This window comes from Mycobacterium shigaense, from assembly GCF_002356315.1.
GTDB classification, from domain to species: domain Bacteria; phylum Actinomycetota; class Actinomycetes; order Mycobacteriales; family Mycobacteriaceae; genus Mycobacterium; species Mycobacterium shigaense.
This window is the reverse complement of record NZ_AP018164.1, coordinates 4,397,910-4,422,852: the sequence shown is the minus strand read 5'-3', so window position 1 is coordinate 4,422,852 and position 24,943 is coordinate 4,397,910. Positions and strand designations below refer to the sequence as shown.

Annotated in this window: 26 protein-coding genes and 1 tRNA gene; 13 read left to right on the top strand and 14 right to left on the bottom strand. The window is 65.5% G+C overall.

Annotated elements, in window-relative coordinates; genetic code table 11:
• Window positions 1-105: 105 nt before the first annotated feature.
• On the bottom strand, window positions 106-1,488 hold the full coding sequence (locus tag MSG_RS20585; RefSeq protein ID WP_096444702.1) for an MFS transporter: 1,383 nt from the start codon (window positions 1,486-1,488) through the stop codon (window positions 106-108).
• A gap of 692 nt (window positions 1,489-2,180) precedes the next feature.
• Between MSG_RS20585 and MSG_RS20580 the strand changes: the two genes are divergently transcribed.
• The 3 genes from MSG_RS20580 (at window position 2,181) to MSG_RS20570 (ending at window position 4,754) form a co-directional block, all read left to right on the top strand.
• Window positions 2,181-3,677 (top strand): DUF4185 domain-containing protein, encoded by a 1,497-nt coding sequence (locus MSG_RS20580; protein ID WP_096444701.1) that lies wholly within the window; start codon window positions 2,181-2,183, stop codon window positions 3,675-3,677.
• A 292-nt stretch (window positions 3,678-3,969) separates the two neighbouring features.
• Window positions 3,970-4,146 carry a DUF732 domain-containing protein gene (locus MSG_RS26260; protein ID WP_232011317.1) on the top strand — a complete coding sequence of 59 codons (177 nt, stop codon included), beginning with the start codon at window positions 3,970-3,972 and terminating at the stop codon, window positions 4,144-4,146.
• Window positions 4,147-4,211: 65 nt separating this feature from the next.
• On the top strand, window positions 4,212-4,754 hold the full coding sequence (locus tag MSG_RS20570; RefSeq protein ID WP_142404546.1) for a hypothetical protein: 543 nt from the start codon (window positions 4,212-4,214) through the stop codon (window positions 4,752-4,754).
• 449 nt (window positions 4,755-5,203) lie between these two features.
• Here the strand turns inward: MSG_RS20570 and MSG_RS20565 are convergent, their stop codons facing one another.
• Window positions 5,204-5,389 (bottom strand): hypothetical protein, encoded by a 186-nt coding sequence (locus MSG_RS20565; protein ID WP_096442517.1) that lies wholly within the window; start codon window positions 5,387-5,389, stop codon window positions 5,204-5,206.
• A gap of 218 nt (window positions 5,390-5,607) precedes the next feature.
• Between MSG_RS20565 and MSG_RS20560 the strand changes: the two genes are divergently transcribed.
• The 3 genes from MSG_RS20560 (at window position 5,608) to MSG_RS20545 (ending at window position 6,647) form a co-directional block, all read left to right on the top strand.
• Window positions 5,608-5,829 carry a hypothetical protein gene (locus MSG_RS20560; protein ID WP_096442515.1) on the top strand — a complete coding sequence of 74 codons (222 nt, stop codon included), beginning with the start codon at window positions 5,608-5,610 and terminating at the stop codon, window positions 5,827-5,829.
• A complete protein-coding gene (locus tag MSG_RS20555) occupies window positions 5,826-6,023 on the top strand; it encodes a hypothetical protein (protein WP_096442513.1) in 198 nt (65 codons plus the stop codon). The genes MSG_RS20560 and MSG_RS20555 overlap by 4 nt, the downstream gene beginning before the upstream one ends.
• Before the next feature lie 378 nt (window positions 6,024-6,401).
• Window positions 6,402-6,647, top strand: coding sequence for a hypothetical protein (locus MSG_RS20545; RefSeq protein ID WP_142404545.1), 246 nt, complete (start codon window positions 6,402-6,404; stop codon window positions 6,645-6,647).
• Window positions 6,648-6,693: 46 nt separating this feature from the next.
• Here MSG_RS20545 and MSG_RS25945 read toward each other — a convergent pair whose 3' ends face one another.
• Window positions 6,694-6,825: a hypothetical protein gene (locus tag MSG_RS25945; protein ID WP_258173997.1), complete on the bottom strand. Its 132-nt coding sequence runs from the start codon at window positions 6,823-6,825 to the stop codon at window positions 6,694-6,696.
• Window positions 6,826-7,143: 318 nt separating this feature from the next.
• Here MSG_RS25945 and MSG_RS25225 point away from each other — a divergent pair, with 318 nt between their 5' ends.
• The 4 genes from MSG_RS25225 to MSG_RS20520 all read left to right on the top strand — a co-directional run bounded on the left by MSG_RS25225 (window position 7,144) and on the right by MSG_RS20520 (window position 9,447).
• Window positions 7,144-8,487, top strand: coding sequence for a DUF732 domain-containing protein (locus MSG_RS25225; RefSeq protein WP_096442505.1), 1,344 nt, complete (start codon window positions 7,144-7,146; stop codon window positions 8,485-8,487).
• The gene (locus tag MSG_RS26255; RefSeq protein WP_096442503.1) at window positions 8,459-8,821 is read left to right on the top strand and encodes a DUF732 domain-containing protein; all 363 of its coding nucleotides are present in this window, start codon (window positions 8,459-8,461) and stop codon (window positions 8,819-8,821) included. The genes MSG_RS25225 and MSG_RS26255 overlap by 29 nt, the downstream gene beginning before the upstream one ends.
• Before the next feature lie 125 nt (window positions 8,822-8,946).
• On the top strand, window positions 8,947-9,252 hold the full coding sequence (locus MSG_RS20525; protein ID WP_096442501.1) for a hypothetical protein: 306 nt from the start codon (window positions 8,947-8,949) through the stop codon (window positions 9,250-9,252).
• Between the two features lie 9 nt (window positions 9,253-9,261).
• Window positions 9,262-9,447 (top strand): hypothetical protein, encoded by a 186-nt coding sequence (locus tag MSG_RS20520; protein ID WP_096442499.1) that lies wholly within the window; start codon window positions 9,262-9,264, stop codon window positions 9,445-9,447.
• A 707-nt stretch (window positions 9,448-10,154) separates the two neighbouring features.
• Here the strand turns inward: MSG_RS20520 and MSG_RS20515 are convergent.
• From MSG_RS20515 to MSG_RS20490, 6 genes are all read right to left on the bottom strand, one after another.
• A tRNA-Arg gene (locus MSG_RS20515) sits at window positions 10,155-10,227 on the bottom strand.
• Between the two features lie 56 nt (window positions 10,228-10,283).
• Window positions 10,284-11,105, bottom strand: a complete 822-nt coding sequence (locus MSG_RS20510; RefSeq protein ID WP_096442497.1) for an LLM class F420-dependent oxidoreductase — start codon at window positions 11,103-11,105, stop codon at window positions 10,284-10,286.
• A 32-nt stretch (window positions 11,106-11,137) separates the two neighbouring features.
• On the bottom strand, window positions 11,138-12,199 hold the full coding sequence (locus MSG_RS20505; protein ID WP_096442495.1) for a poly-gamma-glutamate hydrolase family protein: 1,062 nt from the start codon (window positions 12,197-12,199) through the stop codon (window positions 11,138-11,140).
• An 83-nt stretch (window positions 12,200-12,282) separates the two neighbouring features.
• A complete protein-coding gene (locus tag MSG_RS20500; RefSeq protein WP_232011315.1) occupies window positions 12,283-13,527 on the bottom strand; it encodes an Nramp family divalent metal transporter in 1,245 nt (414 codons plus the stop codon).
• Between the two features lie 137 nt (window positions 13,528-13,664).
• Window positions 13,665-14,741 (bottom strand): NAD(P)H-dependent amine dehydrogenase family protein, encoded by a 1,077-nt coding sequence (locus MSG_RS20495; RefSeq protein ID WP_096442491.1) that lies wholly within the window; start codon window positions 14,739-14,741, stop codon window positions 13,665-13,667.
• A gap of 24 nt (window positions 14,742-14,765) precedes the next feature.
• Window positions 14,766-15,557 (bottom strand): SDR family oxidoreductase, encoded by a 792-nt coding sequence (locus tag MSG_RS20490; protein ID WP_096442489.1) that lies wholly within the window; start codon window positions 15,555-15,557, stop codon window positions 14,766-14,768.
• Between the two features lie 356 nt (window positions 15,558-15,913).
• Between MSG_RS20490 and pstS the strand changes: the two genes are divergently transcribed.
• Genes pstS through pstA form a run of 3 tightly spaced genes read left to right on the top strand, consistent with a single transcriptional unit; the run spans window position 15,914 to window position 18,966 of the window.
• Window positions 15,914-17,032 carry a phosphate ABC transporter substrate-binding protein PstS gene (gene pstS / locus MSG_RS20485; protein WP_096442487.1) on the top strand — a complete coding sequence of 373 codons (1,119 nt, stop codon included), beginning with the start codon at window positions 15,914-15,916 and terminating at the stop codon, window positions 17,030-17,032.
• A gap of 12 nt (window positions 17,033-17,044) precedes the next feature.
• Complete coding sequence (pstC, locus tag MSG_RS20480; RefSeq protein WP_096442484.1) at window positions 17,045-18,043, top strand: phosphate ABC transporter permease subunit PstC; 999 nt, start codon at window positions 17,045-17,047, stop codon at window positions 18,041-18,043.
• A complete protein-coding gene (gene pstA / locus MSG_RS20475; protein ID WP_096442482.1) occupies window positions 18,040-18,966 on the top strand; it encodes a phosphate ABC transporter permease PstA in 927 nt (308 codons plus the stop codon). Before pstC ends, pstA begins: the two co-directional genes overlap by 4 nt.
• 4 nt (window positions 18,967-18,970) lie before the next feature.
• Here the strand turns inward: pstA and ku are convergent, their stop codons facing one another.
• From ku to MSG_RS20450, 5 genes are all read right to left on the bottom strand, one after another.
• Window positions 18,971-19,903 carry a non-homologous end joining protein Ku gene (gene ku / locus MSG_RS20470; RefSeq protein ID WP_096442480.1) on the bottom strand — a complete coding sequence of 311 codons (933 nt, stop codon included), beginning with the start codon at window positions 19,901-19,903 and terminating at the stop codon, window positions 18,971-18,973.
• A 196-nt stretch (window positions 19,904-20,099) separates the two neighbouring features.
• A complete protein-coding gene (locus MSG_RS20465; RefSeq protein ID WP_096442478.1) occupies window positions 20,100-21,047 on the bottom strand; it encodes a carbohydrate kinase family protein in 948 nt (315 codons plus the stop codon).
• Complete coding sequence (locus MSG_RS20460) at window positions 21,044-22,456, bottom strand: mannitol dehydrogenase family protein (protein ID WP_096442476.1); 1,413 nt, start codon at window positions 22,454-22,456, stop codon at window positions 21,044-21,046. The genes MSG_RS20465 and MSG_RS20460 overlap by 4 nt, the downstream gene beginning before the upstream one ends.
• 34 nt (window positions 22,457-22,490) lie before the next feature.
• Window positions 22,491-23,348 (bottom strand): HAD family hydrolase, encoded by an 858-nt coding sequence (locus MSG_RS20455; RefSeq protein ID WP_096442474.1) that lies wholly within the window; start codon window positions 23,346-23,348, stop codon window positions 22,491-22,493.
• Window positions 23,345-24,871 (bottom strand): mannitol dehydrogenase family protein, encoded by a 1,527-nt coding sequence (locus tag MSG_RS20450; protein WP_096442472.1) that lies wholly within the window; start codon window positions 24,869-24,871, stop codon window positions 23,345-23,347. The genes MSG_RS20455 and MSG_RS20450 overlap by 4 nt, the downstream gene beginning before the upstream one ends.
• Between the last annotated feature and the right edge of the window lie 72 nt (window positions 24,872-24,943).

The following is a 24,943-nucleotide window of genomic DNA, read 5'->3' as shown; positions in this document are numbered from 1 at the left end:
CGCGTAGGCCGGCCGACGCGCCCACCCTGTTGGGGCATTACCATCCCCAGCGCGACACAAACATGACGATTTGCTTCGGGGTCGCTGCGCCGCCCGGTCTGAGCTCTATACGGCTTCCTGGACGCGTGCGGTCGATCCGGACCCCGGCGGGGCCGAGTCGGCGAGGTCGATGTCAGCCAGGTCGATGCCCTTGGTCTCGCGGGCGGCCAGCGCGGCCACGGCGCTGACCGCCGCGGCGCCGGCAAGATACCAGGCGATGGGCACCGCGGATTTGTACGTCTCGAGCAGTCGAACGGCGATGATGGGTGCCAGCGACCCGGCCGCGATCGAGGTGACCTGGTACCCCAGCGAAACCCCCGAGTACCGCATCCGGGTGGGAAACATCTCTGCCAGGGTCGCGGGCTGAACCGCATACATCAGGCCGTGAAACACCAGTCCGATGACGATCGCGGACAGAATGATCGCGTTGCGTCCGCTGTCCATCATCGGGAAGGCGAAAAATCCCCATAGGCCCGTAGCGACGGCGCCGACGAAATAGACTGGGCGCCTGCCGAATCGGTCGCTCAGATGGCCGAAGAGGGGAATGACGACGAAATGCACGGCGTGAGCTACCAGTAACCACCATAATATGGCCCTGGTGTTGGCATGGACGTGCACCTTCAGGTATGTGATGGAGAAGGTGACCACCAGGTAATACATGATGTTCTCGCCCACCCGTAGTCCCATGGCGGTGAAAACCCCACGCGGATAACGTTTTAACACTTCCAGCACACCGGCACGAGCACTTTTGGAATACTGCGCTTGTCGCTGCACCTCGAGGAAGATCGGCGCGTCGGTGACCTTGGTGCGGATGTAATAGCCGATCAGCACGACGATCGCGGACAGCCAAAAGCCCACGCGCCAACCCCAGCTCAGAAACGCCGCATCCGACAGGGTCGTTGTGAGAATCAGTAGCACCGCGGTGGCCAGCATGTTCCCGGCGGGCACCCCGGCCTGCAGCCAGCTCGCCCAGAAGCCGCGGCTGCGGTCGGGGCTGTGCTCGGCGACGAGCAGCACGGCGCCGCCCCATTCGCCCCCGACCGCGAAACCCTGGATGAACCGGAGCGTCACCAGCAGTGCGGGGGCCCAGTAGCCGATCTGTGCGAAGGTCGGCAGGCAGCCCATCAGGAAGGTGGAGGCACCCACCAGCAGCAGGCTGAGCTGCAACAACTTCTTGCGGCCGTATCGATCGCCGAGCTGGCCGAACACGATGCCGCCGACCGGGCGGGCCGCAAAGCCGACGGCGTAGGTCACGAAGGCGGCGAGGATGGCGTCGAGGTCGTTGCCGCCTTTTGCGAAGAAGACCTTGCCGAACACCAGCGTGGCCGCGGTGCCGTAGAGGAAGAATTCGTACCATTCGACGACGGTGCCGGCCATGGACGCGGCGACCACACGGCGCAGGTAACTGGTCCCGGAATCGTTGGGCTGCACGCCATTGCCCGCACTCATCGGTCGCCCTCCTTGGCGCACTGCCCACCTCGCAGCCTTGACGCTGGCGGATGGCAGCGTACCCGGCCCGACGAGCTGGCGCAGGGTGTGCGGACACCCGGGCGCCGCGTCGCCCGCTACGGGAGCGGCGGAGCCGGCGGGGCGGACGGGGCCGGCGGCGCGGATGACGGCGGTGCGATCGGGGTGAGCGTGGTCGGCGGCGTGGGCGACGTAGTAGTGGAATCCGCCCTCAGTACGGTCGTCGGGGTGGAACCGGCCCACAGTGCCGTCGCGATGCCGATACCGCTGATGGCTAACAGGGTGAATCGTCGGAGGTTTGTCATCTCAGGTCCTTAAAGGTGTGCGTGATTCCCGATACGCGATCCGTAATGCGGTTCAAATGTGGACCGGAATACGGATCGCTGTCCGGATGATAGCACCATTACCTGCATGGACAAGATCGCAGCAGCGAACGCCGGACGACGGCGGCGGCGGCCGCGAAGATGTGGTACGGAAGGTGGGACGAGACTCCCTAGACCGGACGGAGGCTAATAGCAGACCAGCTGGCCGGTGGCCCGAAACGCCGGTTGCGACACGGTTACGGATACATACCTATTGGCAGATCGGGGGTCACAGCAGCCTCAGTAATCACTATCGTCACATGAGCCCACCGCAAACGTCAATGACGTCTTGCCCCTTGGAAAGGTGTGACTTTGCCGGCGATTTTTCGAGGCGCTTCGCTATCGGTGGCGACGATGGCCGCCGTCGCTTGCGTCGTAGCACTAGGCCCGGCGCCCGACGCATCCGCCACACCCTGCGGCGCGCCAGAAGCAAACGTGGAACCGCCCCCGCGGCAGGCGATACCCGCCCCGCAGCCGGTGGTCCAACCTCCTACGGGCCGCAGGCCCTCTCGTGCCAATGACTCGGCGCCGCTGCCCAAGCTGGGCCCGCTGATCTCGTCGTTGCTCAAGCCGACCACACCGGGCCAGCGGTACGCCGCGCCGATGGTTCCCCAAGCGGGCGTGGTGCCGCCGCAGCCAAGCCCGCCCGCGCCGGGCGTCCCGCAGGTTCCGAATGCCACGCCGATGCATCCCAACGCCGCACCCGTGCCCCCGCAGCCCGCGCCGCAGCCGCCTCCGCCGGCGGGCCCGCCGCCCGCTTCCATCGCGGGAGCACCGACGTCGCTCGTCGACTGGGTGACTGGCCCGAATGGCCCGAACAAAACCCTGCAGCGTTTCGGGATCTCCGGGACGGACCTCGGAATCGCCTGGGACAACGGCGATCCGGCCAACCGCCAGACACTCATGGCGTTCGGTGACACCTTCGGCTACTGCAAGGTCCGCGGCCAGGAGTGGCGCTACAACGTTCTGTTCCGCAGCAACGATCACGATCTGAACAGCGGAATCCATATCGCGGACGGCATGCCGAATAACAACTACTCGGGCTCACCGGTCTGGAACAACGGTCTGTCCAAGCAGGTGGTGAACTCCATTCACAAGGCCGGGCACGAGACGGGAATCATTCCCACCGCGGCTATTTCGATCGGCCGAACCCAGTACATGAACTACATGTCCATTCGCCAGTGGGGTCGCGACGGCGAGTGGACGACGAACTACTCGGCGATCGCGCGGTCCAACGACAACGGGCAGAGCTGGGGAATCTTCCCCGGCAGCATGCGCACCGCGTCGGGCGACGCCGTCCCGGGCATGGGCTTCACCCCGGGCAACGAAAACTTCCAAATGGGTGCGTTCATGAAGGGGAACGACGGGTACCTCTACAACTTCGGGACACCGTCGGGTCGTAGCGGTGCGGCGTTCCTGTCGCGGGTCCCCCCGAACGCCTTGCCGGACCTGACGAAATATCAGTACTGGAACGGCGACAACGGCGGGCATTGGGTCCCGAACAACCCCGGGGCGGCGACACCGGTCTTCCCGGGTCCGGTGGGGGAGATGTCGGCCCAGTACAACAACTACCTCAAGCAGTACCTGGTGCTCTACACCGACGGTGGCTCCAACGACGTGGTCGCCCGGACCGCGCCGTCGCCGGAGGGGCCGTGGAGCCCTGAGCAGCCGCTGGTCTCGTCGTTCCAGATGCCCGGGGGCATCTACGCGCCGATGATCCACCCGTGGTCGTCGGGACGGGACTTGTACTTCAATCTCTCGCTGTGGTCGGCGTACGACGTGATGCTGATGCACACGGTGCTGCCGTAGCCGCGCCTTTGCCAAATGAATGGTGCGCGAACACCATTGCCGAGGTCAGGCTTGTCGACGTAGGTTTTTGCCACGGGGGCTGGCAGAAACGGAATGCTCATGTCTGGTCTCAAGAGCGAGATGGCCGCACGTCGTTGGGCAGCCTGGCTGATCACGCCCGCGCTGGCCGGTCTCGCTCTGGTTGGCGGCACGGGGATCGCGGCGGCCGATCCCGTCAATGACGGATACCTGGCTCAGTTGCGTGCCGCCGGACTGAACTGGCCACCGGAGCTAAGACGCCGCCGTGATCGGGATGGCGCAACTCATCTGCGACGACCTCGGGTGGGGCTGGACGTATGACCAGATTGCCCCGGATGTCCACGCGAATCTGGACCCGAGGGGCGTCAGCGTCGGGGACGTCGGCACCATGGTGGGCCTGGCGCATCACACACATTGCCCGACCCAGAGGTGCTGGGCACCGCACTGCTGAGCGATCAGAGGGTGCCCGTTTACGCGCGTTGCACTGCGGGTAACTTTCCCCCAACAACTTGACTGGTGAGCGCCGAGGCCGCTTGGCGCGAAGCCACTTGGGGGGCACTCATGAGCGCCAAACACCGCATGTGGGAACCGTCGACCGATTGCGTTGAGGGGCGCCGGATGTCCGGCGTGACGGGCGCCTGCGATCTGCTGTGCCGGTCAGGGTTGTGCGCGGCCGCGTTGATCGCGCTGGTGACCTATGGAGTTCAGCCCACCAAGCGCACGGTGGCGGCGAGCCAGGAGCCGATGCCCGCCTCCCAACCGGTGAGTCAGGAAGGCGCCGTGATCGCTGTCGGCGACGGGTCTGTGACCGCGCGCAGCGCCAACGGATACACCCAGACCTATCTCACCACCCCGAGCACCACATTCATCACCCACGCTGGTGGTCACTCTGTTCCTGCTACAACGTATTTCACCGTCAATGACCCGGTGGTGATCATCGGGACCATTCGGGGCGGCAGGGTACTGGCCATCACCGTGGCGGGCGGCTGTGCTGGTCAGGGCGGCGGGCCGCCGATGGACTACGCTGACGGTCAAGCGATTTCGTCAGCCATCGGCTAGGGATCCGCGCTTGCCGTCCGCGGCCGGTCTCGCGGACGGTGTGTGTGCAGTCAGGGTGCCGTAACTGCAGAGGAAACGTAGCTGCGGACACGACGCCGGCCGTGTCAAGGATCAGCCGAAACACTGTCAACCATCAGCCGAAACACTGTCAGGCATCACCCGAAGACAAAATGTCAAGCATCAACCGAGGTCATACAATGATAATGTGCCCCCGGCAGGATTCGAACCTGCGACACCGGCTTTAGGGGTTGTGGTTTCTAACCTATTCCCGGTAGTTCCCGCGTTGCTTGCATCGCAACCGTTTTCGGCAGAACGGTTCCTGTTTGGTTCTCGCAGATTCGGCCCAATTCTCTGTCATATTGAGCGAATAAACGTCGACCGCAAATCGCCGGTCACGACAGCCCCGGGGGTATGAGCCGATGACGCCCCAAAAGATATCTGACGGATGCTCAGCGGCGGCCGTCACGGATCTGATAAATCCGGGGCACTGATACCCCCGCGGCCTCGGCGAGTTCCCGGCCAGGAATGCCCTGCTCGAATCCTTCGCAGACGAGACGCCGTATTTCGGCGTCGTCGTCCGCGCGATGCCGCTCGCGGCGCTTGATGGCGCGTCTGATCAGGGCTAGGTGGTCCATGGTCCACGAAGTATAGCGCCGCTAGAAGAATCTTCGAGGACTTCGTTGCCGATGGGTTATAGCTATGCTATAAATACGAGATCCAAATAACCTCTCGCGAAAGGGTCTAAAACAGCCATGAACTCCGCGACACCGACAGACTCCGCCCCTGATGTGCCCCGGCACGCTGGGTCGATGAATGGGATGGCGCAACCCGCTGCTTTGGCGGTCCGAAACGCTTGATCGATTCCCCCGACGACGATCCGTGGAACTCGTTCTTTGAGGTGGAATGCATCGGCACGCAGTATGCGGATGGGCACTCCGGCCACGCCGGGGTCGCCTTGTACTTCTGCAACCAGACGACGCTGGACGGCCCGATGACTGCCGGGCAGGCGCGGGAGCTGGCAGCGGCGTTGCTTGATGCGGCCGCCGAGGTGGACCGTTGCGGCGGTGTTGCATGACGCCAGCGCAGATTCGTGAGCGGGAGACCGTGCGTCTCCGGTCGGAATTGCTGCGCCGCGTGGAGGCGCACCCCGTCCGGTCGTGGTCACCCACTCTGCTGTCCGCGATGATCGCCGTGGGTGACCACGTAGTCGAAAACGGCCTTGACGGTACCGAAGTCACCGACCGTCCCGAACTCCGGGTTGTCCGCTGATGGGCGGCGGGGATGTCGAGGCGCTGCGCTGGCGGCTGCTTGATCGCCTAGACGAGCACCCGATGGAGGAATGGTCAGCGCCTCTGCTGCGCGCCGTCATCGATGTCATCGATCTCAGTGGCGAGGCCGTTCCGGCACCTTTGCTGGCCGGGAGGCCCTCGCTCCGCGTCATTCGATGAATCCGGCAGGTCCGGGTTTTTAGGCAAACACCTAAAAACACAGGCGGGAGGCACGAACGGTGCAATGCCGGCCTCTCTAGGTGGTGTAGGCACCCCCTCTAGTTGTGGTGCGCGCTTTCTGGTTGACGGTTCCGCCGCCTGATGACATTGCAGTGAGCACGAAGCACCCACCAACCCAACGAGATTGAAGGAGATCACCATGACCGACGTCGACCCGAATATCGAGGGAGCGACCGCTGCTCGACGCAGAATCACCGTCAAGGTCCGAGGTGAAGTTAAGACGTTCACAGGCGACCCGCAATTGCACCAGATCCCGGCTGCCGACACGTTTTTCGTAACGATGCCTGATCCGTCTGCGCCGTCCGGGCGCCGGGTGGCGTGGCAGCAGCGGGTCGAGAACGGCATCGCCGAGGCCGTAGAGATCACCAGAGAAGACCTGGACTGAGAGCGGGAAACGGAATCGCCAAAGTCCCCCTCACTCCATTCCAAACTTAATTCTTGTCGATTTTGGCCCGCTTGTCGGACGCCCGACGCAAAATACGTGCGTCGCCGGGGGCCACCACCCGAAAGGATTCGACCATGCGCAACGCAATCACCGCCGCATGCCTCACCGCGGCGTCCATGTTTATGGCCACTCCGGCTCACGCAGACCCTGCACCTGATCCGCATATGCCCAACATGCAGGCCGGCTACTGCCCCGGCGGCGGCATGGGATCACAGATATCCCTCGCGTACTGCGATGGTGTCCCCTTCCCCGATGGCTCCTACTGGCATGCGATTCAGTACGGCGCGCCGATGATCGGCCACCCGTACGGGCTTGTCTCGCCGGGCCTTCAGTGTGTTGTGCCCGGCGGAGCGGTCCCGGCGCCAGCACCTGTCGGTGGATGTGGTGGGGCCGTCCCCCCGCCACCGCCACCGCCGCCGCAGTAAATGGCTGTCGCGTGACTTCCGACGACGAGAGCGCACCCACCACCGCTGGCAAAGGCCCGAGCGACGAGACCGAGCTCGTGCCGCCTGTGACGCAGGCAGCTCAGGAGTATGCGTGGTCGCTCGACGACGGCACCGATTTCGAGCCACCATCGTGGCGCAGGACTGCCGCCATCGCCGCCGCGGTCGTCATGGTGTGTACGGCGGCGGCGGCTTCTACCCTCCTTATCTGGCGCCAGCACCGCGACAACATCGCGCAGCGCGAAAATCACGCCATTCCGACAATTGTCACAACCACTCCGACGCCCGCGGGGGCATCCCAACCGCCAGGAACTGATGACCGTGGTTGGATCGCTTACCCCGGTGCCCGCTGCGAGCCGGGAAACCGGCCAGCTGTCATGGCGCGCACCACACACTCCGTGGTGGTCGTCTGCGAGATCCAGCCCGGAAACTTCTACTATCGCGGCGTCCGACTCAGCGACGGCGCGAGCATCGAACTCCCAAACGCGGTGCGCTCCTCGCAAGGCTTCGACATCACGAACCCGGCGGACGGGACCGTCTACCGAATTCGGCCGACGAGTCTCACCATCGCGCCGTCTGATGGACCGGCATCTACTGAGCCGATGCTGCAGTACGTATTTAGCTTGGCCTCGGCACCCGCGACAACGCCACTCGCAGCCCCGAATATCGCACCATCTGCTGCCGCGCTTCCACCCATTCCAGCAACATCCGCACCACCGACAGCGAAAGACCCAAATGACGACGAGTTCGTCGCAATGGCCCTCTCCCCGCAGGCACACAACGGGGCTGGGGGGTTCGGAATTTCCGGCACCCAGGAACAAGCCAACCAAATCGCCTTGAACCACTGCAGACAGTCCTCCGGCAATGACGACTGTCTGCTGATCAACGCAGGCATGTTCCACGGCTGTGTCGCCTACGCCCTCGACCGGGCCGATCCCACGAGGTGGTCCAGCGGCTCGGGACCTGATTCCGACGCGGCGAAAGCGGCGGCGACGCGCCGCCTCGACAATCCCGGATTCCTTGCGGTGCAGTGTTCCGACCCGCCGGGGATCATTAAAAACCCCACGGTGAACGTGCTCCCTATGCCAGCCCCTCCGTCAGGAGCCGAACTTGACCAGCGGTACCTCGCAGCCCTGAACGCAGGCGGCGTCGCGATCAGCGATGTCGGCCTGGCGCTGCACGGCGCCCACGAAATCTGCGCATCACTCGCCGATGGCCGAACCAAAGGCGCCATTGAGGCCGACATAGTGGCGTCCAACCATACGTTGACTGTCGGCAACGCAGCGACAGTTGTGAATTCGGCGGTAGCTGTCTACTGCCCGCAGTACGGAGGATGACGAAAGGATCAGACTCCGCCTTAAATCGCTCATCGCAGCAGCGGCCGCGATTGGCTCGGTCGCACCGGCTGCGCACGCCGACACGCCAGATCAACAGTTCCTCAACTTGGTGCATTCAAATGGCATCGGTGGCCAAGACGACACCTTGATCGCCTACGCCCACGAATTCTGCGGTGGCGGTGCGGTATTGCCCTCGGGGCCAGCCCTATTCGGCCAGGGTGTCATGCCCAGACAGCTCTACCAGGTGAAAGTCGCTGCCTCCCGCGTCTACTGCCCAGACAAGATTGCCGTCCCAGCCCAACCGCCTAACGTCTACCACGGGGGCAACTTATAACCCCGTTCGATCCGAAGGAGCTACGACATGACTTGCGTGGGCAGATGTACGGCCTATTTCAGTGATGGGTCGACGAAGGTCTCAACGCGTTGCTACGGCGGCGACAACGCCGAAGTGGTCATTTGGTGACACCCGATCAACCCGACCACCCGCGGCGGAAACTCCCAAAGAGCCTGGCAGGTCACAACATCGTCTTCATCGATGAGGACGACGATGACGACGGCGATGATTTCGACGATGAGGACTTCGACGACGATCCCGGTGACTTTGCTTTCTGCCTTGGCCGCGAAGCCGCTCACCGCGGGGAAAGCGAAGATCAGAATCCTTACCCCGAGACCGATGCGCGCCCCGGTTCAATCGAGTGGTTCGACACCGACTACGGGCTCTGGCTCGCGGGCCACGGCATTGGATCTGGGGAGAGTCAGGGCTGATCCTGGGCGATGAGCAACAACAAGAATCCGGCCGACTACGTCATCGGTGACGACGCCACGATTGAGGATGCTGACCTCGACGAGCGTGAAATCTATTACGAGGGTGAGCGACTCACTGAGGCTCGTGCAGCCGAGCTAGGTGAGCTTACGGAACGTGAAGATCGCAGGCCCGGCGAATCTGATTCCGGGCGGTAAGTCGCTTGAAGCACGATGAGGTCGAATCAGGGCTGCGCTCAGTCTTCGCCGCCTGACGACTGGGGCCGCGCTAGCGCGGAGGGGTTTATCCAGACGCCGAGAACTTCGTTAGGGGTAATCGGGTTGCGCTCGTAATCGTCTGCGAGGGCGGCGTATTCAGCGTCAGTGAGCCGTTTGCGTTCGGTCATTCGGGTACCCTTCTACATGCGCGGGTCCGGGGTAATTAGTGTCTCACCATGCAGGAGCCGAGGTAGGCGCGTTCCCTCCCTAGCAAGCCGCCTATGCCGCAGCCCCTAGCGTCGATCAGCCCCCACGAGGGCTTCAAGTGGATAAAACGCAAGCACTACTACGATCCAGCACTAAACCCAGGAGAGCAGCTATGACCGAGATAGCTCCCATCACCATCACGAACAGTCCAGGGCCGGTGCAGAGGGACGAATCAGTGCTCCGCTCGGGCGGGCAGACCAAGCAGTACCCGCCGCAGCGGCCACGGATCGCCACGGCGCGGCTACGGCCCCCGGAGGACCGGAGAGCGCCGCAGCCGCAGCAGCAGCCGAACCCGCGGTAGTTTCTGGCGCTCGCGCCGATGCCCGGGCGTATCGCCGTGCGCACATCCTGCCCATACTTCAGCGCCAGCAAAAATGCACGAAGAATGCACGACGTTGTCTAGCCGTCCGAAGAATGGGCTCTGAGCTGGGATGATAATGTGCCCCCGGCAGGATTCGAACCTGCGACACCGGCTTTAGGAGAGCCGTGCTCTATCCCCTGAGCTACGAGGGCGGACGCGCTGAGCTTACCGGGAAATGCCCCGGCCTCAGGTCACGGGCGTCGAGCGGTCAGTTCAGCTCGGCGATCACCTTCGCGAAATTCGCGAGGTGGTTGTCCTGCACCGTGACGGACCTGACGCCGTACTTTTCGCGGTAGAACCTCAGCCGGTCGGCCATCTGGCTCGGGGTTCCGCTGAGTACCGACGTCTGCTCCAGCAGCTCTTCGTCGGACAGGCCCGGTGCGTACTGGCGGGTCATCTTCAGGTCGGGCAGCGTCTCGCCTTCGGCCGGCATCGCGGTGATCGCCAGGTTCAGCTCCAGCGAGCCGAACCGGTCGCCGGCCGCTTTGCGGACGAACTCGACGCGTTCGGTCAGCGGGTCGTCGGCGTCCTCCTTCACTCTCGACCCGGTCAGCCCGATGATGTGCGCATGCTGCGCGGCGATGGTCAGCACGCGATCGCCGTTGCCGGCGATCAGGATCGGCGTCTTCGGGTGATGCTCCGCCAGGTAGGTCGTCATGTGCTTGAGGTTGTCCACTCGGGCGCCGGCGCTGGGGTAGGGCAGCTCGGCGGCGTCGAATTCCTCCTTGACGTAACCGGTTCCGAGCCCGATCTCGAGGCGGCCCGCACTGAGCTTATCGAGGTCGCCGAGGTCGCGGCTGAGCAGCGCCGGCTTGTAGAAGGCGGCGTTGAGCACGTAGATGCTCAGCTTGAGCCTGGTGGTGACCATCGCCGCGGCGGTCAGCGCGGCGGTCGGCGACGCCGCACCGAGATGGTCTGGCACACAAAGAATGTCGAATCCGAGATCCTCGGCCCGTTGCACCTTCTCGACGAACGCCTCGCGCGATTTGACCCAGCGCATGCTCACACCGAAGCGAAAATCCTTGGTCACCAATGTCCTCCAATCAATAGTCTCAAGAACACTTACCAGGCACGAGCCGCCGCCAGGCCCTCAACCAGGGCAGTGGTGACCGGCGACAAGCCGTCAGCGCCCGGCAACGGGCTGCGCGGGCTAAGGCCCCTGACGCGAACCGGCAGCTCCAGCTGTGTCCCCCCGTTACGCACCAGGTTGACGGGGTTGTCCGGATGTAGCCCCCGCAACTCGCGGGGAATTTCGGCGAGGTCGGTGACGACCTGATAGCCGTTCACCCGAATGTGCCGGGCCAGGTGGTCGGCAAGCACGCGGTTGCGCCCGCCAGCCAGCAGCTGTGTGCTGCGCCCGATGCGACCGTAACCGTGTAGCGAAACGGCCACGTCGACGTGGTCGAGGAAGGTGGCGAGCCGTTCGGACTCGTTGGGGCTGAACAGCATTGACGACAGATGATGCGGATAGCGATCTGGATGGCGCACGGTATACACCGACGCGCCTGCGGCCTCCGCGGCGCGCTCGGCGATCACGTCAGTCAGCTGTTCCAGGCCGCCGCCGTGAATCGCGAGAAAGCCGAAACGCGAGCGCAGCCTGCTGGCCTCGACCACTCCAGGTTCGGCCAGCAGCTCCGAAAACGATTGTGGCGCAGGTGTTGACGCCGTGCGCGCCGCCGCGGGGCGCGGCCAGTTCGCGGGATCCCAGCGGCGCAGGTACTCGACCCAGCGATGCGGAAGCCCGTGGTGGATGGCGCCGTTGATGATCTTCGGCAGGTAGCCGGGCCGGGGCGGGCCCGGCGTCACCCGGTGGTCGATGTAGACCCAGGCCGGCGCCGGCCCGTCCTCGGTGCGCACGGTCAGCCGGGCACGCCGGTAGCGCACCGGTACGCCCTCGGCGCTGTCCAGAGTGGCCAGATCGTGGTCGGACACTTGCCAGACGACACCGTGCACCTCGTTGCCGGCCTGGGGCTCGACGGTTGCGACGCCGCGTTCGTTGATCAGCCAATCGTGATCGGACAGGATCGCCGGCCGGGGGTCTGCGGCGTCCGGACAACGGAGCGCCATCTGCTGGACGCACAGGTTCGACCCGTATGCGAAGTAGGGATGCCGGCGAGTCCGCATTCAGCGGCCTACTCTCCGGCGAATAAACATTTAGTCAGACTATGCGATTTTGGTATCGAGGCAACCGCAGACCCGCCGCAGGGCTACATCCCTTTCACGGTGAGATAGATCAGCACGACGTTGAGCACGCTCACCAGCAGCGCGACGGCCCAGCCGAGAGCCGTGACGGCGGGGTGGTTGGTGTCGTTGCCCATCAGCTTGCGGTTGCTGGTGAGCATCACCAGCGGCAGCACCGCGAACGGGATTCCGAACGACAACACCACCTGCGAGAGCACCAACGCCCGGGTGGGGTCGAAGCCGAGGGCCACGATCGCCAGCGCCGGACACAGCGTGATCAGCCGGCGCACCACCATCGGGACCCGCCGGTGCAGCAGCCCCTGCATGATCATGGCGCCGGCGTAGGCGCCCACCGACGACGACGCCAGGCCCGACGCGAGCAATCCGATCGCGAATAGCACCGCGATCGTCGAACCTAGCGTGGCGTGAATGGCGGTGTAGGCGCCCTCGATCGACGCGGCCACGTCGCGGTTCTGCAAGTTGATCGCGGCGATCAGCAGCATCGCGGCGTTCACCGTGCCGGCCACGGCCATCGCCAGCACGACGTCCACCCGCGTGACGCGGAGCAGTCGGCGCCGGCGGCGTCCCTCCTCGGGATGTCCGTGCCGGTCGAGGACCAGGCCGGAATGCATGTACACCGCATGCGGCATCACCGTGGCGCCCAGGATGGCGGCGGCCAGCAGCACGCTCTCGGTGCCCTGGAAGCGCGGTACCAGGCCGCCGAGCACGGCGTCGGGCGGCGGCGTTGCGACGAAGAAGCTCGCCGCGAAGCCGACGGCGATGACAGCGAGCAGGCCGGTGATGACGCGCTCGAAGATGATCTGGCCGCGCCGGTCCTGGATCGCCAGCAGGAGTAGCGACACGACGCCGGTGATGACCCCGCCGAGCAGCAGCGGCAGGCCGAACAAGATGTGCAGGGCAATGGCGCCGCCGATGACTTCGGCGGCATCGGTCGCGACGGCGACCAATTCGGCCTGCACCCAAAAGGCAAGCCGCAGCCGACGATTCATCTGCTTGCCGACCGCCGATGGCAGCGATCGGCCGGTCACCAGCCCGAGCTTGGCCGAGAGGTACTGCACCAGTCCCGCCAGCATGTTGGCCACCACGATGACCCACAGCAGCAGGTAGCCGTACTGCGCGCCGGCACTGACGTTGGCCGCGACGTTTCCGGGATCGACGTAGGCGATCGCCGCCACGAACGCGGGCCCGAGCAGGTACCAGCTCGCCTTGAGCGAGGCCTCGGTGCCCTGCGCCAACGTGCCGACCTCAATCCGAACTGCCGAATAAAAAAGTTAGGGTAACCGATACTATGCGTGGCAGAGAACTCCGGGCTGCTCCGTGCCGGCGCTTCGGCTGCGGCTACGCGGCGCCGATGCTACCGGGTGAGATTTGTGTGCCGTGCCGCCGATCACCCGGGGACGTAGAGTCCCCGGCCCGGGATCAGCGGCAGATCCAGCGTTGTCACAATGCCGGGGGCGGCGGCCACGACCGCGGGGATCGCGTTGACCACCCGCATCGCGGTGGCGACCAGTCCGGCGTGGTTGTGATCGCCGTTCGGGCTGCCCAGGCAGACATCCATGGCGTAGGACGGCTCACCCTTGATCTCGATGCGGTAGGAGCCGCCCTCCTGGGCGGGCTGCGGCCAATCCGGGCACAGGTCGTCGCGCAACCGGGTGACGTGCTCTAGGACGACAACGGGATCGCCGTTGACCAATCCGAACACCTCGAATCGCAGCGCTGCCGCGGTGCCCTTGGCGATGTGCCCCGAGGCGATCTCGAAATCCTCGGGCGCGGGCACGCGAACGTAGGTCTGGGCGACGTCGTCGAGCTCGATGCCCAGGCCCGCCGCCATCTGCCGGATCACCGATCCCCATGCCAGGCTGAGCACGCCTGGCTGGAGCAGCATCGGTAGTTCGTCGATCGGCTTACCGAATCCCATGACGTCGAACATCACCGCGGCGCTGTCATAGGTGGCGTAGTCGACGATCTCCATGCAGCGGATCTGCTGGATGCTCTGACACGTACCGGCCAGCGCCAGCGGCAGCAGGTCGTTGGCGAAGCCCGGATCGATACCGTTGACATACACGCTCGAATTACCTTCTTGCGCAGCATCTTCGATCGGCTTGATTAGCTCGTCCGGAATGACTTGCCATGGGTACTGCAGGAAGACCGGACCGCTGCCCACGACATTGATGCCAGCCGCCAGCACGCGACGGTAGTCTTCCAGGGCCTCGGGCAGCCGATTGTCGGCCAGTGCGTTGTACACCGCACACTGCGGTCCGGTGGTGAGCACGGCGTCCAGATCGGTACTGGCGAGCACGCCCGTCGAATCCGCAAGTCCGGCAAGCTCTGCCGCGTCCTTACCGGCCTTGGCGTCCGACGACACCCAGACGCCGCGAAGCTCGAACTCCGGGTTGGTGATGAGCGCCCGCAGCGCGTGGACGCCGACGTTGCCGGTGCCCAGTTGGACGACGGGGATGGGCATGGCTGGCTCCTTAGGCGTGGGGGATCACAGGTCCGGGACAGGGATGTCGAGGTTGGGGAAGGTCAGCCCGCCGTCGACCTCGAGTGTCTTGCCGGTGAGGAAGTCGCCGGCCGGGGATGCCAAATACACTGCGGCGGCGGCGATATCGATGGGATCGCCGAGTCGACGTAGAGGAGTGACCTTCTCCATAGGCTGGCGCAGTTCGTCATTGGAGGCCACCACGTCCAGCGCCGAGGTCAGGATCGACCCGGGCGCGATGGCGTTGACGCGGATGCGCGGGCACAGGTCCAGCGCCGCCGACCGGGTGTAGTGGGCCAACGCGGCCTTGGCGGTCGCGTAGGCGGCAAAACCGCGCCCGGCCAGCCGGCCCATCGTGGAGGTGATGTTGATGATGCTGCCGCCGCCGGAGTGCTCGAGTATCAGCGGCACCGCCGCGATGGTGAGCGCGTGCGCGGTCACGACGTTGAAGGTGAATGCGTCCTTGAGGTCCTTGGTCGATGTGGTCAGCAGCGTGTTGGGCATGGTCCCGCCGACGTTGTTGACGACGATGTCGAGCTTGCCGAACGCCTCGACGGCCCGCCCCGCCAGCTCCGCGGTGGCCTCCGGGTGGGCCAGGTCCGCGACGACGATGTGGGCCTTGCGGCTCGCCGCTCGGACCTGTTCGGCGACGGCCTCTAGTTCAGATTCCGTGCGAGAGGCGATGAGCACGTCGGCACCCGCTTCGGCGAACGCCACCGCGATGGCCGCGCCGAGGCCGCGGCCCGCACCGGTGATAACGGCGACTTTGTCGTCGAGACGGAACCTGTCAAGGATCATTGCGGCCTCTCTTCGTTGAGCTGTCGGCCGAAACGGTAGCAGCCCCACCGTTCTCCGTTGGCGGCATTTCTGAAACAGGTTCTAGTTTGGCACACGGCTCCGGTATGGCAAGGGCGGTGTGCCAAACGCCATCGGTGCTGGCCAGCGTGGAACGCTCCCGATTGGGTATATTCCGAATTCGGCTTCGGGTGTGAATCCGATAGGGGGGCGCCACCTCGTCGGTTGACGGCAGTCGGCACAAATTTGCCGAACGTTTACCCATTCCTACTGCCGCTGCGCGGGCTCGGATACGACGGTTGGGGTTGCAGACCGCGGCCACGGGCCCCAGCGGTCATTCAACGACGTGAGGAAGCGAATTGAGAGTCAACCGGTTTGGCGGGTTGGTCGGTGTGGTGGCCGCGGGAGCGTTTCTGCTGTCGGGGTGCGGTAGCGACAACAACAACGCCAGCGGCGGAAGTGCATCGACGGCTGCCCCATCCGGCAAGGTTGCCTGTGGGGGGAAGAAGACGCTGAAGGCCAGCGGGTCGACAGCGCAGGCGAACGCGATGACGCGCTTCGTCAAGGCTTTCGAGCAGGCCTGCCCTGACCAGACGTTGAACTACACACCCAACGGCTCGGGCGCGGGCATTCGCGAATTCAACGGCAAACAAACGGATTTCGGTGGCTCGGATTCTCCGCTGAGTCAAGATGAGGCCTCGGCCGCCCAGCAGCGCTGCGGCGGCGCCCCGGCGTGGAACCTGCCGACGGTGTTCGGGCCGATCGCGGTCACCTACAACATCAACACGGTGACGTCGTTGAATCTGGACGGTGCCACGCTGGCCAAGATCTTCAACGGCGGCATCACGACGTGGAACGATCCGGCGATCCAGGCGCTGAACCCCGGCACGAATCTGCCGAGCGAGCCGGTGCACGTCGTCTTCCGCAGCGACGAATCCGGCACCACGGACAACTTCCAGAAATACCTCGACTCCGCCTCCGACAACCTGTGGGGCAAGGGCGCCGGGAAGACCTTCAAGGGCGGCGTCGGTGAGGGTGCGAAGGGCAACGACGGCACCTCGGCGGCCGTCAAGGCGACCGACGGTTCGATCACCTACAACGAGTGGTCGTTCGCCCAGGCGCAGCATCTGAACATGGCCAAGATCGTCACGTCGGCGGGCCAGGATGCGGTCGCGATCAGCAGCGACTCGGTCGGCAAGACGATCGCCGGGGCCGCGATCAAGGGAGAGGGCAACGACCTGGTGCTCGACACGGTCTCGTTCTACAAGCCGTCGCAGCCCGGCTCTTATCCGATCGTGCTGGCAACTTACGAGGTGGTGTGCTCGAAATATCCTGACGGCCAAGTTGGTACGGCCGTGAAGGCGTTCCTGCAGAGCACCATCGGTGCCGGTCAGAACGGATTGGCGGACAACGGATATATTCCTATCCCAGACTCGTTCAAGACCAGGTTGTCGGCGGCGGTCAACGCCATCAGCTAAGCCCAGGAAGTCATGACACGTAGTTCAGCGGCCGCACCGGTGGATGAGGCTGCGCGAGTTCAGACCCTCAAGACGGCGCACGTCCGCGCTCTGGGGCGGCCTGACCGGGTATTCCACGCCGTCGCGTCGGCCGCCGGTTTGTCGGTCGTCGTCGCGGTGGTGCTGATCGCGCTGTTCCTGGTGGTCCGTGCGGTTCCGTCCCTGAGCGCGGACAGGGTGAACTTCTTCACCAGTGCCCAGTTCGACACGACCGATCCGCTGCACTTGGCGTTCGGCATCCGTGACCTGTTCATGGTGACGGTGCTCAGTTCGTTGTCCGCGCTGGTGTTGGCCGTCCCGATCGCGATCGGGATCGCGGTGTTCCTCACTCAGTACGCGCCGGCTCGGCTGTCCCGCCCGTTCGGTGCGATGGTCGACCTGCTGGCCGCGGTGCCGTCGATCGTCTTCGGGCTGTGGGGCATCTTCGTGCTGGCCCCCACTCTGAAGCCGGTCGCGGAGTTCCTGAATCGCAACCTGGGCTGGTTGTTTCTGTTCAAGCAGGGCGACGTTTCCCTGGTCGGCGGGGGCACCATCTTCACCGCCAGTGTCGTGCTGTCGGCGATGATCCTGCCGATCATCACCTCGGTGTCGCGCGAAGTGTTCCGGCAGACCCCGCGCATGCAGATCGAGGCGGCGCTGGCGCTGGGCGCCACCAAGTGGGAGGTGGTGCGGATGACCGTGCTGCCGTTCGGTCGCAGCGGGGTCATCGCGGCATCGATGCTGGGATTGGGTCGCGCCCTGGGAGAAACCGTGGCGGTGCTCATCATCCTGCGCGCGTCGGCCCACCCCGGGAACTGGTCGCTGTTCGACGGTGGCTACACGTTCGCTTCCAAAATCGCTTCTGCCGCATCCGAATTCAGCGAGGCACTGCCGACTGGGGCTTACATCGCCGCGGGGCTTGCGCTGTTCGTGTTGACGTTCATCGTCAACGTGGCCGCTCGGTCCGTCGCCGGCGGGAAGGTCAACGGATGACTCTCGACACGCTGGAAAAGCCGGTCAAGGTGGCAGTATTCGAGCCCGTCGCAATCCGGCGGCGGATCACGAACACCGTCGCCACGGCCTTCTTCTTCGGGGCGTTCGTCATCGCGCTGGTGCCGCTGGTGTGGGTGCTGTCGGTCGTGATCGCCCGGGGCTGGTACGGCGTGACCCGGTCGGGGTGGTGGACCCACTCGCTGCGCGGCGTCCTGCCCGAGGAGTTCGCGGGCGGCGTGTACCACGCCCTCTACGGCACGCTGAGCCAGGCCGGTGCCGCCGCGATCATGGCGGTGCCGCTGGGCCTGATGACCGCCATTTACCTCGCCGAATACGGTTCCGGTCGACTGGCGCGGGTGACCACCTTCATGGTTGACGTGCTTGCCGGGGTGCCCTCGATAGTGGCCGCGCTGTTCGTTTTCAGCCTGTGGATCGCCACCCTGGGATTCCAGCAGTGCGGCTTTGCGGTGTCGCTGGCGTTGGTCTTGCTGATGTTGCCGGTGGTGGTGCGCTCCGCCGAGGAGATGCTCAGGCTGGTGCCCGACGAATTGCGGGAAGCCAGTTACGCATTGGGCGTCTCCAAATCGAAGACCATCATGCGCATCGTCATGCCGATGGCGGCGCCGGGGATTGCTGCCGGGGTGCTGCTGTCGGTGGCCCGCGTCATCGGCGAAACCGCGCCCGTCCTGGTGCTGGTCGGATACACCCGCTCCATCAACCTGGACATGTTGCACGGCAATATGGCGTCGCTGCCGCTGCTGATCTACACCGAACTCACCAACCCGCAGCACGCCGGCTTCCAGCGGGTGTGGGGCGCGGCGCTGACCTTGATCATCATGGTGGCCGTGATCTATCTGTCCGTCGGGGCGATCCGGCTCGTGATCAGACGGCCCACCAGGTCGCGCCGGTACCTGCGGGCGTGAGCGGTTAGGATTTCGACGCGGCTTTGGCCGGCGATTTCTTCGCCGGGGTTTTCTTGGCGCCGGAATTCGCGGAAGTCTGCTTCGCGGGGGTGTTCTTGGCGGGTGCCTTTTTCGCGGCCGCCCTCTTCGTCGGTGCTTTGCCGCCGCCGGAGCGGGCCTTCACGCTGGCCTCTAGCTTGGCGAGCAGATCGGAGACATCCTCGGTCTCGTCGAGTTCCTTCGGCTTCTGCTCGGCCGTAAACGCTTCGCCGCCTTCGAGTTTGGCTTGGACCAGCTCATGCAGCTGCTCCTGGTAGTCATCATGATAACGGTCCGGCTTGAAGTCCTCCGCCATCGACTCGACCACCTGGCCGGCCATCTTGAGCTCGGCGGGTTTGATCTCGACTTCCTTATCCAGCACCGGGAAGTCGGGGTCGCGAATCTCGTCGGGCCACAACAAGGTGTGAATCACCATCACGTCGCGCTTGCCAAAGTCCTTTACCCGCAACGCCGCCAGTCGGGTTTTATTTCGCAGTGTGAAATGAACGATCGCCATCCGGTCGGTCTCGGCGAGCGTCTTAGCCAGCAGCACATACGATTTCGACGACTTGGAGTCGGGCTCCAGGAAGTAGCTGCGATCGAACAGCATCGGGTCGACCTCGGTGGCGGGAACGAACTCGAGCACTTCGATTTCGCGGGAGCGCTCCTCGGGCAAGGTGGCGATGTCGTCGTCGGTGATCACCACCATCTGCCCGTCGTCGGACTCGAAGGCGCGGGCGATGTCGCGGTATTCGACGACCTCGCCGTCGAGTTCGCACACGCGCTGGTACCGGATGCGACCGTTGTCCTTGGCGTGCACCTGATGGAACTTGATGTCGTGGTCTTCGGTAGCGCTGTACACCTTGACCGGGACGTTGACGAGCCCGAAAGCGATCGAACCCTTCCAGATGGAGCGCATGGGATCAGTATGCCCGCACCACGGGCACCAAAAACAGCTCGGCAAGGCCACGACCTGGGATTGTCCGGCCCACGGGCGCGTGGCGCGACAGCTCTCCTGCAGCGTCGCGGCGACGGCGAGTTTCGCCACGGAACTTGCCCATACCTCCCGGTGCCTGCCGACGCACGCCGTCAACTGCCGTCAACTACCGTCGATGTCACGTTGCGTCGCCGCAAGACGACGTGAAAGTGCCAGGGGCTAAAGCTGATTGGGCCCGCAGGGCCGCTCGATCGGGCAGATCGGCACCGGCTTTGGCCACGGTCAGCGCCGAGGCCAGGCTCGCCGCCTCGAGGGCGACGGTAAGCGCTTCGGGCTCGGTCCGGGCGAGGGCGGCCCGCCGGTCGCGGCCCAGCAGGTTCATCTCCCACAGGGCGTCGAGCAGTCCGACCATGAAGGCGTCACCGGCACCGACGGTGTCTACCACCCGGACCTGCCTGGCGGCCACCCGCACCTCGCCGGCCGCGCAGAACGCCAGCGAACCCCGATCGCCCATCGTCACCGCGACGATCGCCGGGCCCAGGGCCAGCCAGGTGCGCGCCGTGTGTTCCGGCTCGTGTTCGGGGTCGATCCAGCGCAGGTCCTCGTCGCTGACCTTGACGATGTCGCTGCGCTCCACGAGGTGCTCGATGCGGGCGAGGGCCACATCCCGGTCGGCAATCAGCGACGGGCGCACATTGGGGTCGAGCGTGACCGTGGCCGACGTCCGGTAGGCATCCAGCAGCGCCGCGACGGCCAGGCATCCCGGCTCGCGCACCGCGGCGATGGACCCGGTGTGCACGAACAGCGGCGGCGCCACTTCCGGTGTGCCGGACAGCCGCCAGTCCAGGTCGAAGGTGTAGCTGGCCGACCCGTCCTCGGCGATCGTTGCCGCCGCGGTCGGCGTCCGCTCAGCCGCGATGCTGCCCGGGACGAGCTGTGCCCCGGCGCTTTTCACGTACTGCACGATGCGCCGGCCGGCCTCGTCGTCCCCGATGTAGGTCAGGAAATCGATCTCGCGGTCGAGCCGGGCCAGTCCCGCCGCGATGTTGAGCGGACTGCCGCCGACATGTTCGTCGCCGTCGACGACGTCGATCAGCGACTCGCCGATCACCAGCCCGCGGCTCATTGCACCAAGGCCGCCAGGGTCGCGCGAGCGCCCTTGCTGTGCAACGAATCCAGCGCCCAGCGGTACGCGTCGACGAAACGGGGCTGGTGGGCCAGATCGCAGAACACCGCAGTGACCTCGATGAACGCGGTGGGGCTCTCGTGGTGCGACCGGGCGATCGGCACCAGCGAGTCCGCCAGCTGATCCAGCACCTCGTACGGCTCGCCCCATTCGTCGACGCCCTCGGCGTAGCGAGCCCAGCTGGCCACCGCCGCGGCCGCCAACTGCACCGGCCCGCCGCCGGCCAGGTTGTCGCAGATGACCGGAAACAGCCATTTCGGGATGCGGTCCGACGAATAGGCGCAGAGCCGCGCGACGGTATCGCGCACGGCCGGGTTGGCGAACCGCTCGACCAGCGTGCGGCCATACTTGTGCAGGTCGATGCCCGGCACCGACGGCAGGGTCGGGACCGCCTCGGTGTCGAAGTAGGAGAGCAAGAACTTGGCGAACAACGGATCCTGTGCCGCCTCGTGGACGAACTCGAAGCCGCAGAGATGGGCGAAGTAGGCCAGGCACTGGTGCCCCGCGTTCAGCATCCGCAGCTTCATCAGCTCGTACGGGCGGACGTCGTCGACCAGCAGCGCGCCCGCCTTCTCCAGCGGCGGCCGGCCGTCGGCGAAATCGTCTTCGATGACCCAGGCGCTGAACGGCTCGGCGACCACTGGCCACCGGTCGTTGACGCCGAAGTCACGCCGCACCTCCGCGGCCATCTCCAAAGTCGTTGCCGGAGTGATGCGGTCGACCATCGAGCTGGGGAACCGGGCGTGCTCGGCCACCCACTCGGCCAACTGCGGATCGATGCGTTCGGCGCTTGCCAGCACGGTGCGCCTGGCGACCTCACCGTTGTTCTCGATGTTGTCGCAGGAGACGATCGTCGGCGCGGGGATCCCCCGATCGCACCGCCGCGCGAGGGCCTGGGTAATCAACGCGAACGCCGGCCCCTCGGGATCGCGATAGCCGCCCTCGGTGATGGTCAGCGAAATGATCCGGGTCGACGGCGCGGCCAGCACCTGTAGCGCCGACTCGGGATCGTCGGGCGCGTAACGGTAATCGACGATCGAGCCGATCACCTGTGCGTCCCGGGTGCCGTCGGGGTTTTCCAGGATCAGCGTGTAGAGCCCGTCCTGATCGTTGAGGACGTCGCGCATGGTCCAGTCGGCGGGCATCACGCCCACCCCGCAGATGCCCCACTCGTGGGCCAGGCCCTGCTGCAGGAGCAGATTCAGGTACGCCGCCTGGTGCGCCCGATGGAAGTGGCCGGCACCGATGTGCGCGATGCCGACGCGGACGCTGCGGCGGTCGTATGTCGGCGCCTCGATGGGCAATGTGGAGAGCGACGCATTGTTCAAAGTGATCGCGTTGGCCGTCATTGGCCACCTCCTCCTCGGGTCACGGCCCGGGTCGCTACCGGGCCCGGGAACCTCCGGTCGGCACGGCCGACGAAAGCAAGACGTCGGCGAGTGCGCGCCACGAGTCGGTGATCGCGACGGCGCCGGCCTCAATCAATTCTGCACGGCGGCAATCCCGTTCGTTAGGGAGCACGAACATCAGATTGCCGACGGTGGCGTAACCGGCCGCGACCGCGGAGGTCACCCCGGCCACGGAGTCTTCGATGGCCAATCCCTGTTCTGCCGCGACGCCGAGTACTTGCCCGGCATGCAGGTACACCGCCGGGTCGGGTTTGCTCGTCGGCTCGGGCAGCGAATCCTCCGCACTGAAGGTCACCTCCTCCGGCAGCAGCGCGTCCAGGCCGGTGGCCGCGAAGCAGGCACGCAGCCGCTTGGTGGCGCTGGAGCTGACGGCCGCCAGCGCATAATGCGGTGCGAGGTCCCGCAGCGGTTCGAGCACCAGCGGGTCGGGTGTCAGCGTGACGCCTAGATGAGCGGTCACCCGTTCGCGCTCTTCGCGTACCCACTGCTCGAGTTCGCCGGCGGACAACGCGTTGCCGCTCGCCAGATCGCCGGCCGAGGCGACCACCGCGCCGGGCCGACCCCGCGCCAGCGTCTCGTCCAGCAGCACTTCGCACTGCACCGACAGGTCAAGCGCCGTGGTGCGGAAGTTTTTCCCGACCGCCCGCTTGCGTAATTCCTCGGGGCTGAGCGGAGCGGTCACGCCGAACCGGGCCAGCAGCCGATTGATCACCTCGGTCGACGCCTCGAACGCGGGCCGCTCGGAGGCGAACAGGTTGTCGTCGGCGTCGCAGAGCAGGGTGGTGATCGGCGCCGGGTCGAACGGGTGCACGAAATGTAGGGGGGAATTCATCGCGCCACCAACTCTCGCTCGTCGTTGCGCATCGCGGCACGCAGCGTGGGCAGCACGCCGCGCCCGTCGATGCTGGCAATCATCTCGCCCAGGCGCTGGGCGAAACCGGGCACCCCGCGCACCTCGGCGAACATCTCGTGGCCGAGCAACGGATCGGGGTTGCTGGTTGCCATGTTGGCCAACCGAGCCACCGGGATGGCCTGCGAGTCTTCAAGTCGAAGCCTTCGCCCCCGCAGGTCGTGGCCGCGCATGTACCGGGCCCAGCCGGCGACGGCCAGCATAAGCAGCGTGTGCGGTCTGTCCTGCGCGATCGCCTCCTGCAGGGAGGGCAGCACGAACGACGCGATCTTGCTGGTTCCCCGTCGCGCCAGCCGCGGCAACTGATCGCTCATTCGGGGGTTGCTGAGCCGGTCGAGCAGGCTGCGCCGGTACTCGGGGGTGTTCATTCCGGGGACGGCGGGCAGCAGCGGCTGAATCTCGTCGCGCAGCAGTCGCTCGACGTAGTCGAAGATGACGCTGTCCCGCATGGCCTCGTCGGTGCGCTGGAAACCGGCCGGGATGGCTAGGCACGCCAGCGCGATATGCGTTCCGTTGAGCAGCCGGGTCTTGATCAGCTTGTGGTCGCTCACATCGGTGACGAACTCGGCACCGACGATGTCCAGCGGTGGCCGCCCGTTGCTGAACGAATCCTCGATCACCCATTGGCGATACGGCTCGGTCACGACCGGCCATTTGTCGGCGACGCCGAACGTCTGCTCGACGAACTCGCGCTCCGACTTCGAGGTCTGCGGGGTGATGCGGTCGACCATGGTCGACGGGAACGCGACATGGGTGTCGATCCAGCGGGCCAGCCCGGGGGCCTTGCACGCGGCGAACGACACCAGGGCCCTTCTCGCCGGCTGGGTGTCGCCGGAAACGTTGTCGCAGGAGAGCACCGTGAACGGCGCGATGCCGGCGCGGCGGCGGTAGTCGAGGGCTTCGGCCAGGTATCCCCACGCGGTGGCGTAGCCGTTGGACGCGACGAGGTCGGCACGCACGTCGGGATGGTCGGCGTCGAATTCGTCGGTGACGGGATTGAGAAAGTATCCGTTGCAGGTGATGGTCAGGCTGACGATGCGGGTGTGGGGATCCGTCAGGGCCGCGCGGACCGCCGCGCCATCGTTGGGTGCGTAATGCACGGAGCCGATCGAGCCGACCACGCGCGCGGTTTGACGGTCCTGGCCACGCTGCACCACGGTGTACAGCCCGTCTTGTGCCGACAGCAGGTCCCTGACGTCCGGGGAGTGCAGACTCACGCCGGTGACACCCCAGCGATCGGAGATGCCCGAACGGGCCAGGTCGTCGAAGTAGACGGCCTGATGTGCGCGGTGAAAGTTGCCCGCACCGATGTGCACCACGCCGCGCCGCAGCGCGGATCTGTCGTAGGTGGGCACATCGACTCGCTGCGAATGCAGGCCCAGTGTCGCGTCGGTCAGGGGGACGCTGTTTTTTGGACGCCACGGGGATGGGATTGCGTCAAACATTGTGTTCCTGTGCCCCGGTCAGTGCCGGTCTAATGCCTTCCGTGGGTCATGTCACACAACAATTCGAAGGCA

Excerpts from the sequence above, each read along its gene's own strand:
- MSG_RS20585 (WP_096444702.1), bottom strand. The coding sequence starts at position 1,488 with ATGAGTGCGGGCAATGGCGTGCAGCCCAACGATTCCGGGACCAGTTAC.
- MSG_RS26260 (WP_232011317.1), top strand. The coding sequence starts at position 3,970 with ATGGCGCAACTCATCTGCGACGACCTCGGGTGGGGCTGGACGTATGAC.
- MSG_RS20565 (WP_096442517.1), bottom strand. The coding sequence starts at position 5,389 with ATGGACCACCTAGCCCTGATCAGACGCGCCATCAAGCGCCGCGAGCGG.
- MSG_RS20555 (WP_096442513.1), top strand. The coding sequence starts at position 5,826 with ATGACGCCAGCGCAGATTCGTGAGCGGGAGACCGTGCGTCTCCGGTCG.
- MSG_RS20545 (WP_142404545.1), top strand. The coding sequence starts at position 6,402 with ATGACCGACGTCGACCCGAATATCGAGGGAGCGACCGCTGCTCGACGC.
- MSG_RS25945 (WP_258173997.1), bottom strand. The coding sequence starts at position 6,825 with ATGGACGCCGCGGTGAGGCATGCGGCGGTGATTGCGTTGCGCATGGTC.
- MSG_RS20520 (WP_096442499.1), top strand. The coding sequence starts at position 9,262 with ATGAGCAACAACAAGAATCCGGCCGACTACGTCATCGGTGACGACGCC.
- MSG_RS20505 (WP_096442495.1), bottom strand. The coding sequence starts at position 12,199 with ATGCGGACTCGCCGGCATCCCTACTTCGCATACGGGTCGAACCTGTGC.
- MSG_RS20495 (WP_096442491.1), bottom strand. The coding sequence starts at position 14,741 with ATGCCCATCCCCGTCGTCCAACTGGGCACCGGCAACGTCGGCGTCCAC.
- MSG_RS20490 (WP_096442489.1), bottom strand. The coding sequence starts at position 15,557 with ATGATCCTTGACAGGTTCCGTCTCGACGACAAAGTCGCCGTTATCACC.
- pstC (WP_096442484.1), top strand. The coding sequence starts at position 17,045 with ATGACACGTAGTTCAGCGGCCGCACCGGTGGATGAGGCTGCGCGAGTT.
- pstA (WP_096442482.1), top strand. The coding sequence starts at position 18,040 with ATGACTCTCGACACGCTGGAAAAGCCGGTCAAGGTGGCAGTATTCGAG.
- ku (WP_096442480.1), bottom strand. The coding sequence starts at position 19,903 with ATGCGCTCCATCTGGAAGGGTTCGATCGCTTTCGGGCTCGTCAACGTC.
- MSG_RS20465 (WP_096442478.1), bottom strand. The coding sequence starts at position 21,047 with ATGAGCCGCGGGCTGGTGATCGGCGAGTCGCTGATCGACGTCGTCGAC.
- MSG_RS20460 (WP_096442476.1), bottom strand. The coding sequence starts at position 22,456 with ATGACGGCCAACGCGATCACTTTGAACAATGCGTCGCTCTCCACATTG.
- MSG_RS20455 (WP_096442474.1), bottom strand. The coding sequence starts at position 23,348 with ATGAATTCCCCCCTACATTTCGTGCACCCGTTCGACCCGGCGCCGATC.
- MSG_RS20450 (WP_096442472.1), bottom strand. The coding sequence starts at position 24,871 with ATGTTTGACGCAATCCCATCCCCGTGGCGTCCAAAAAACAGCGTCCCC.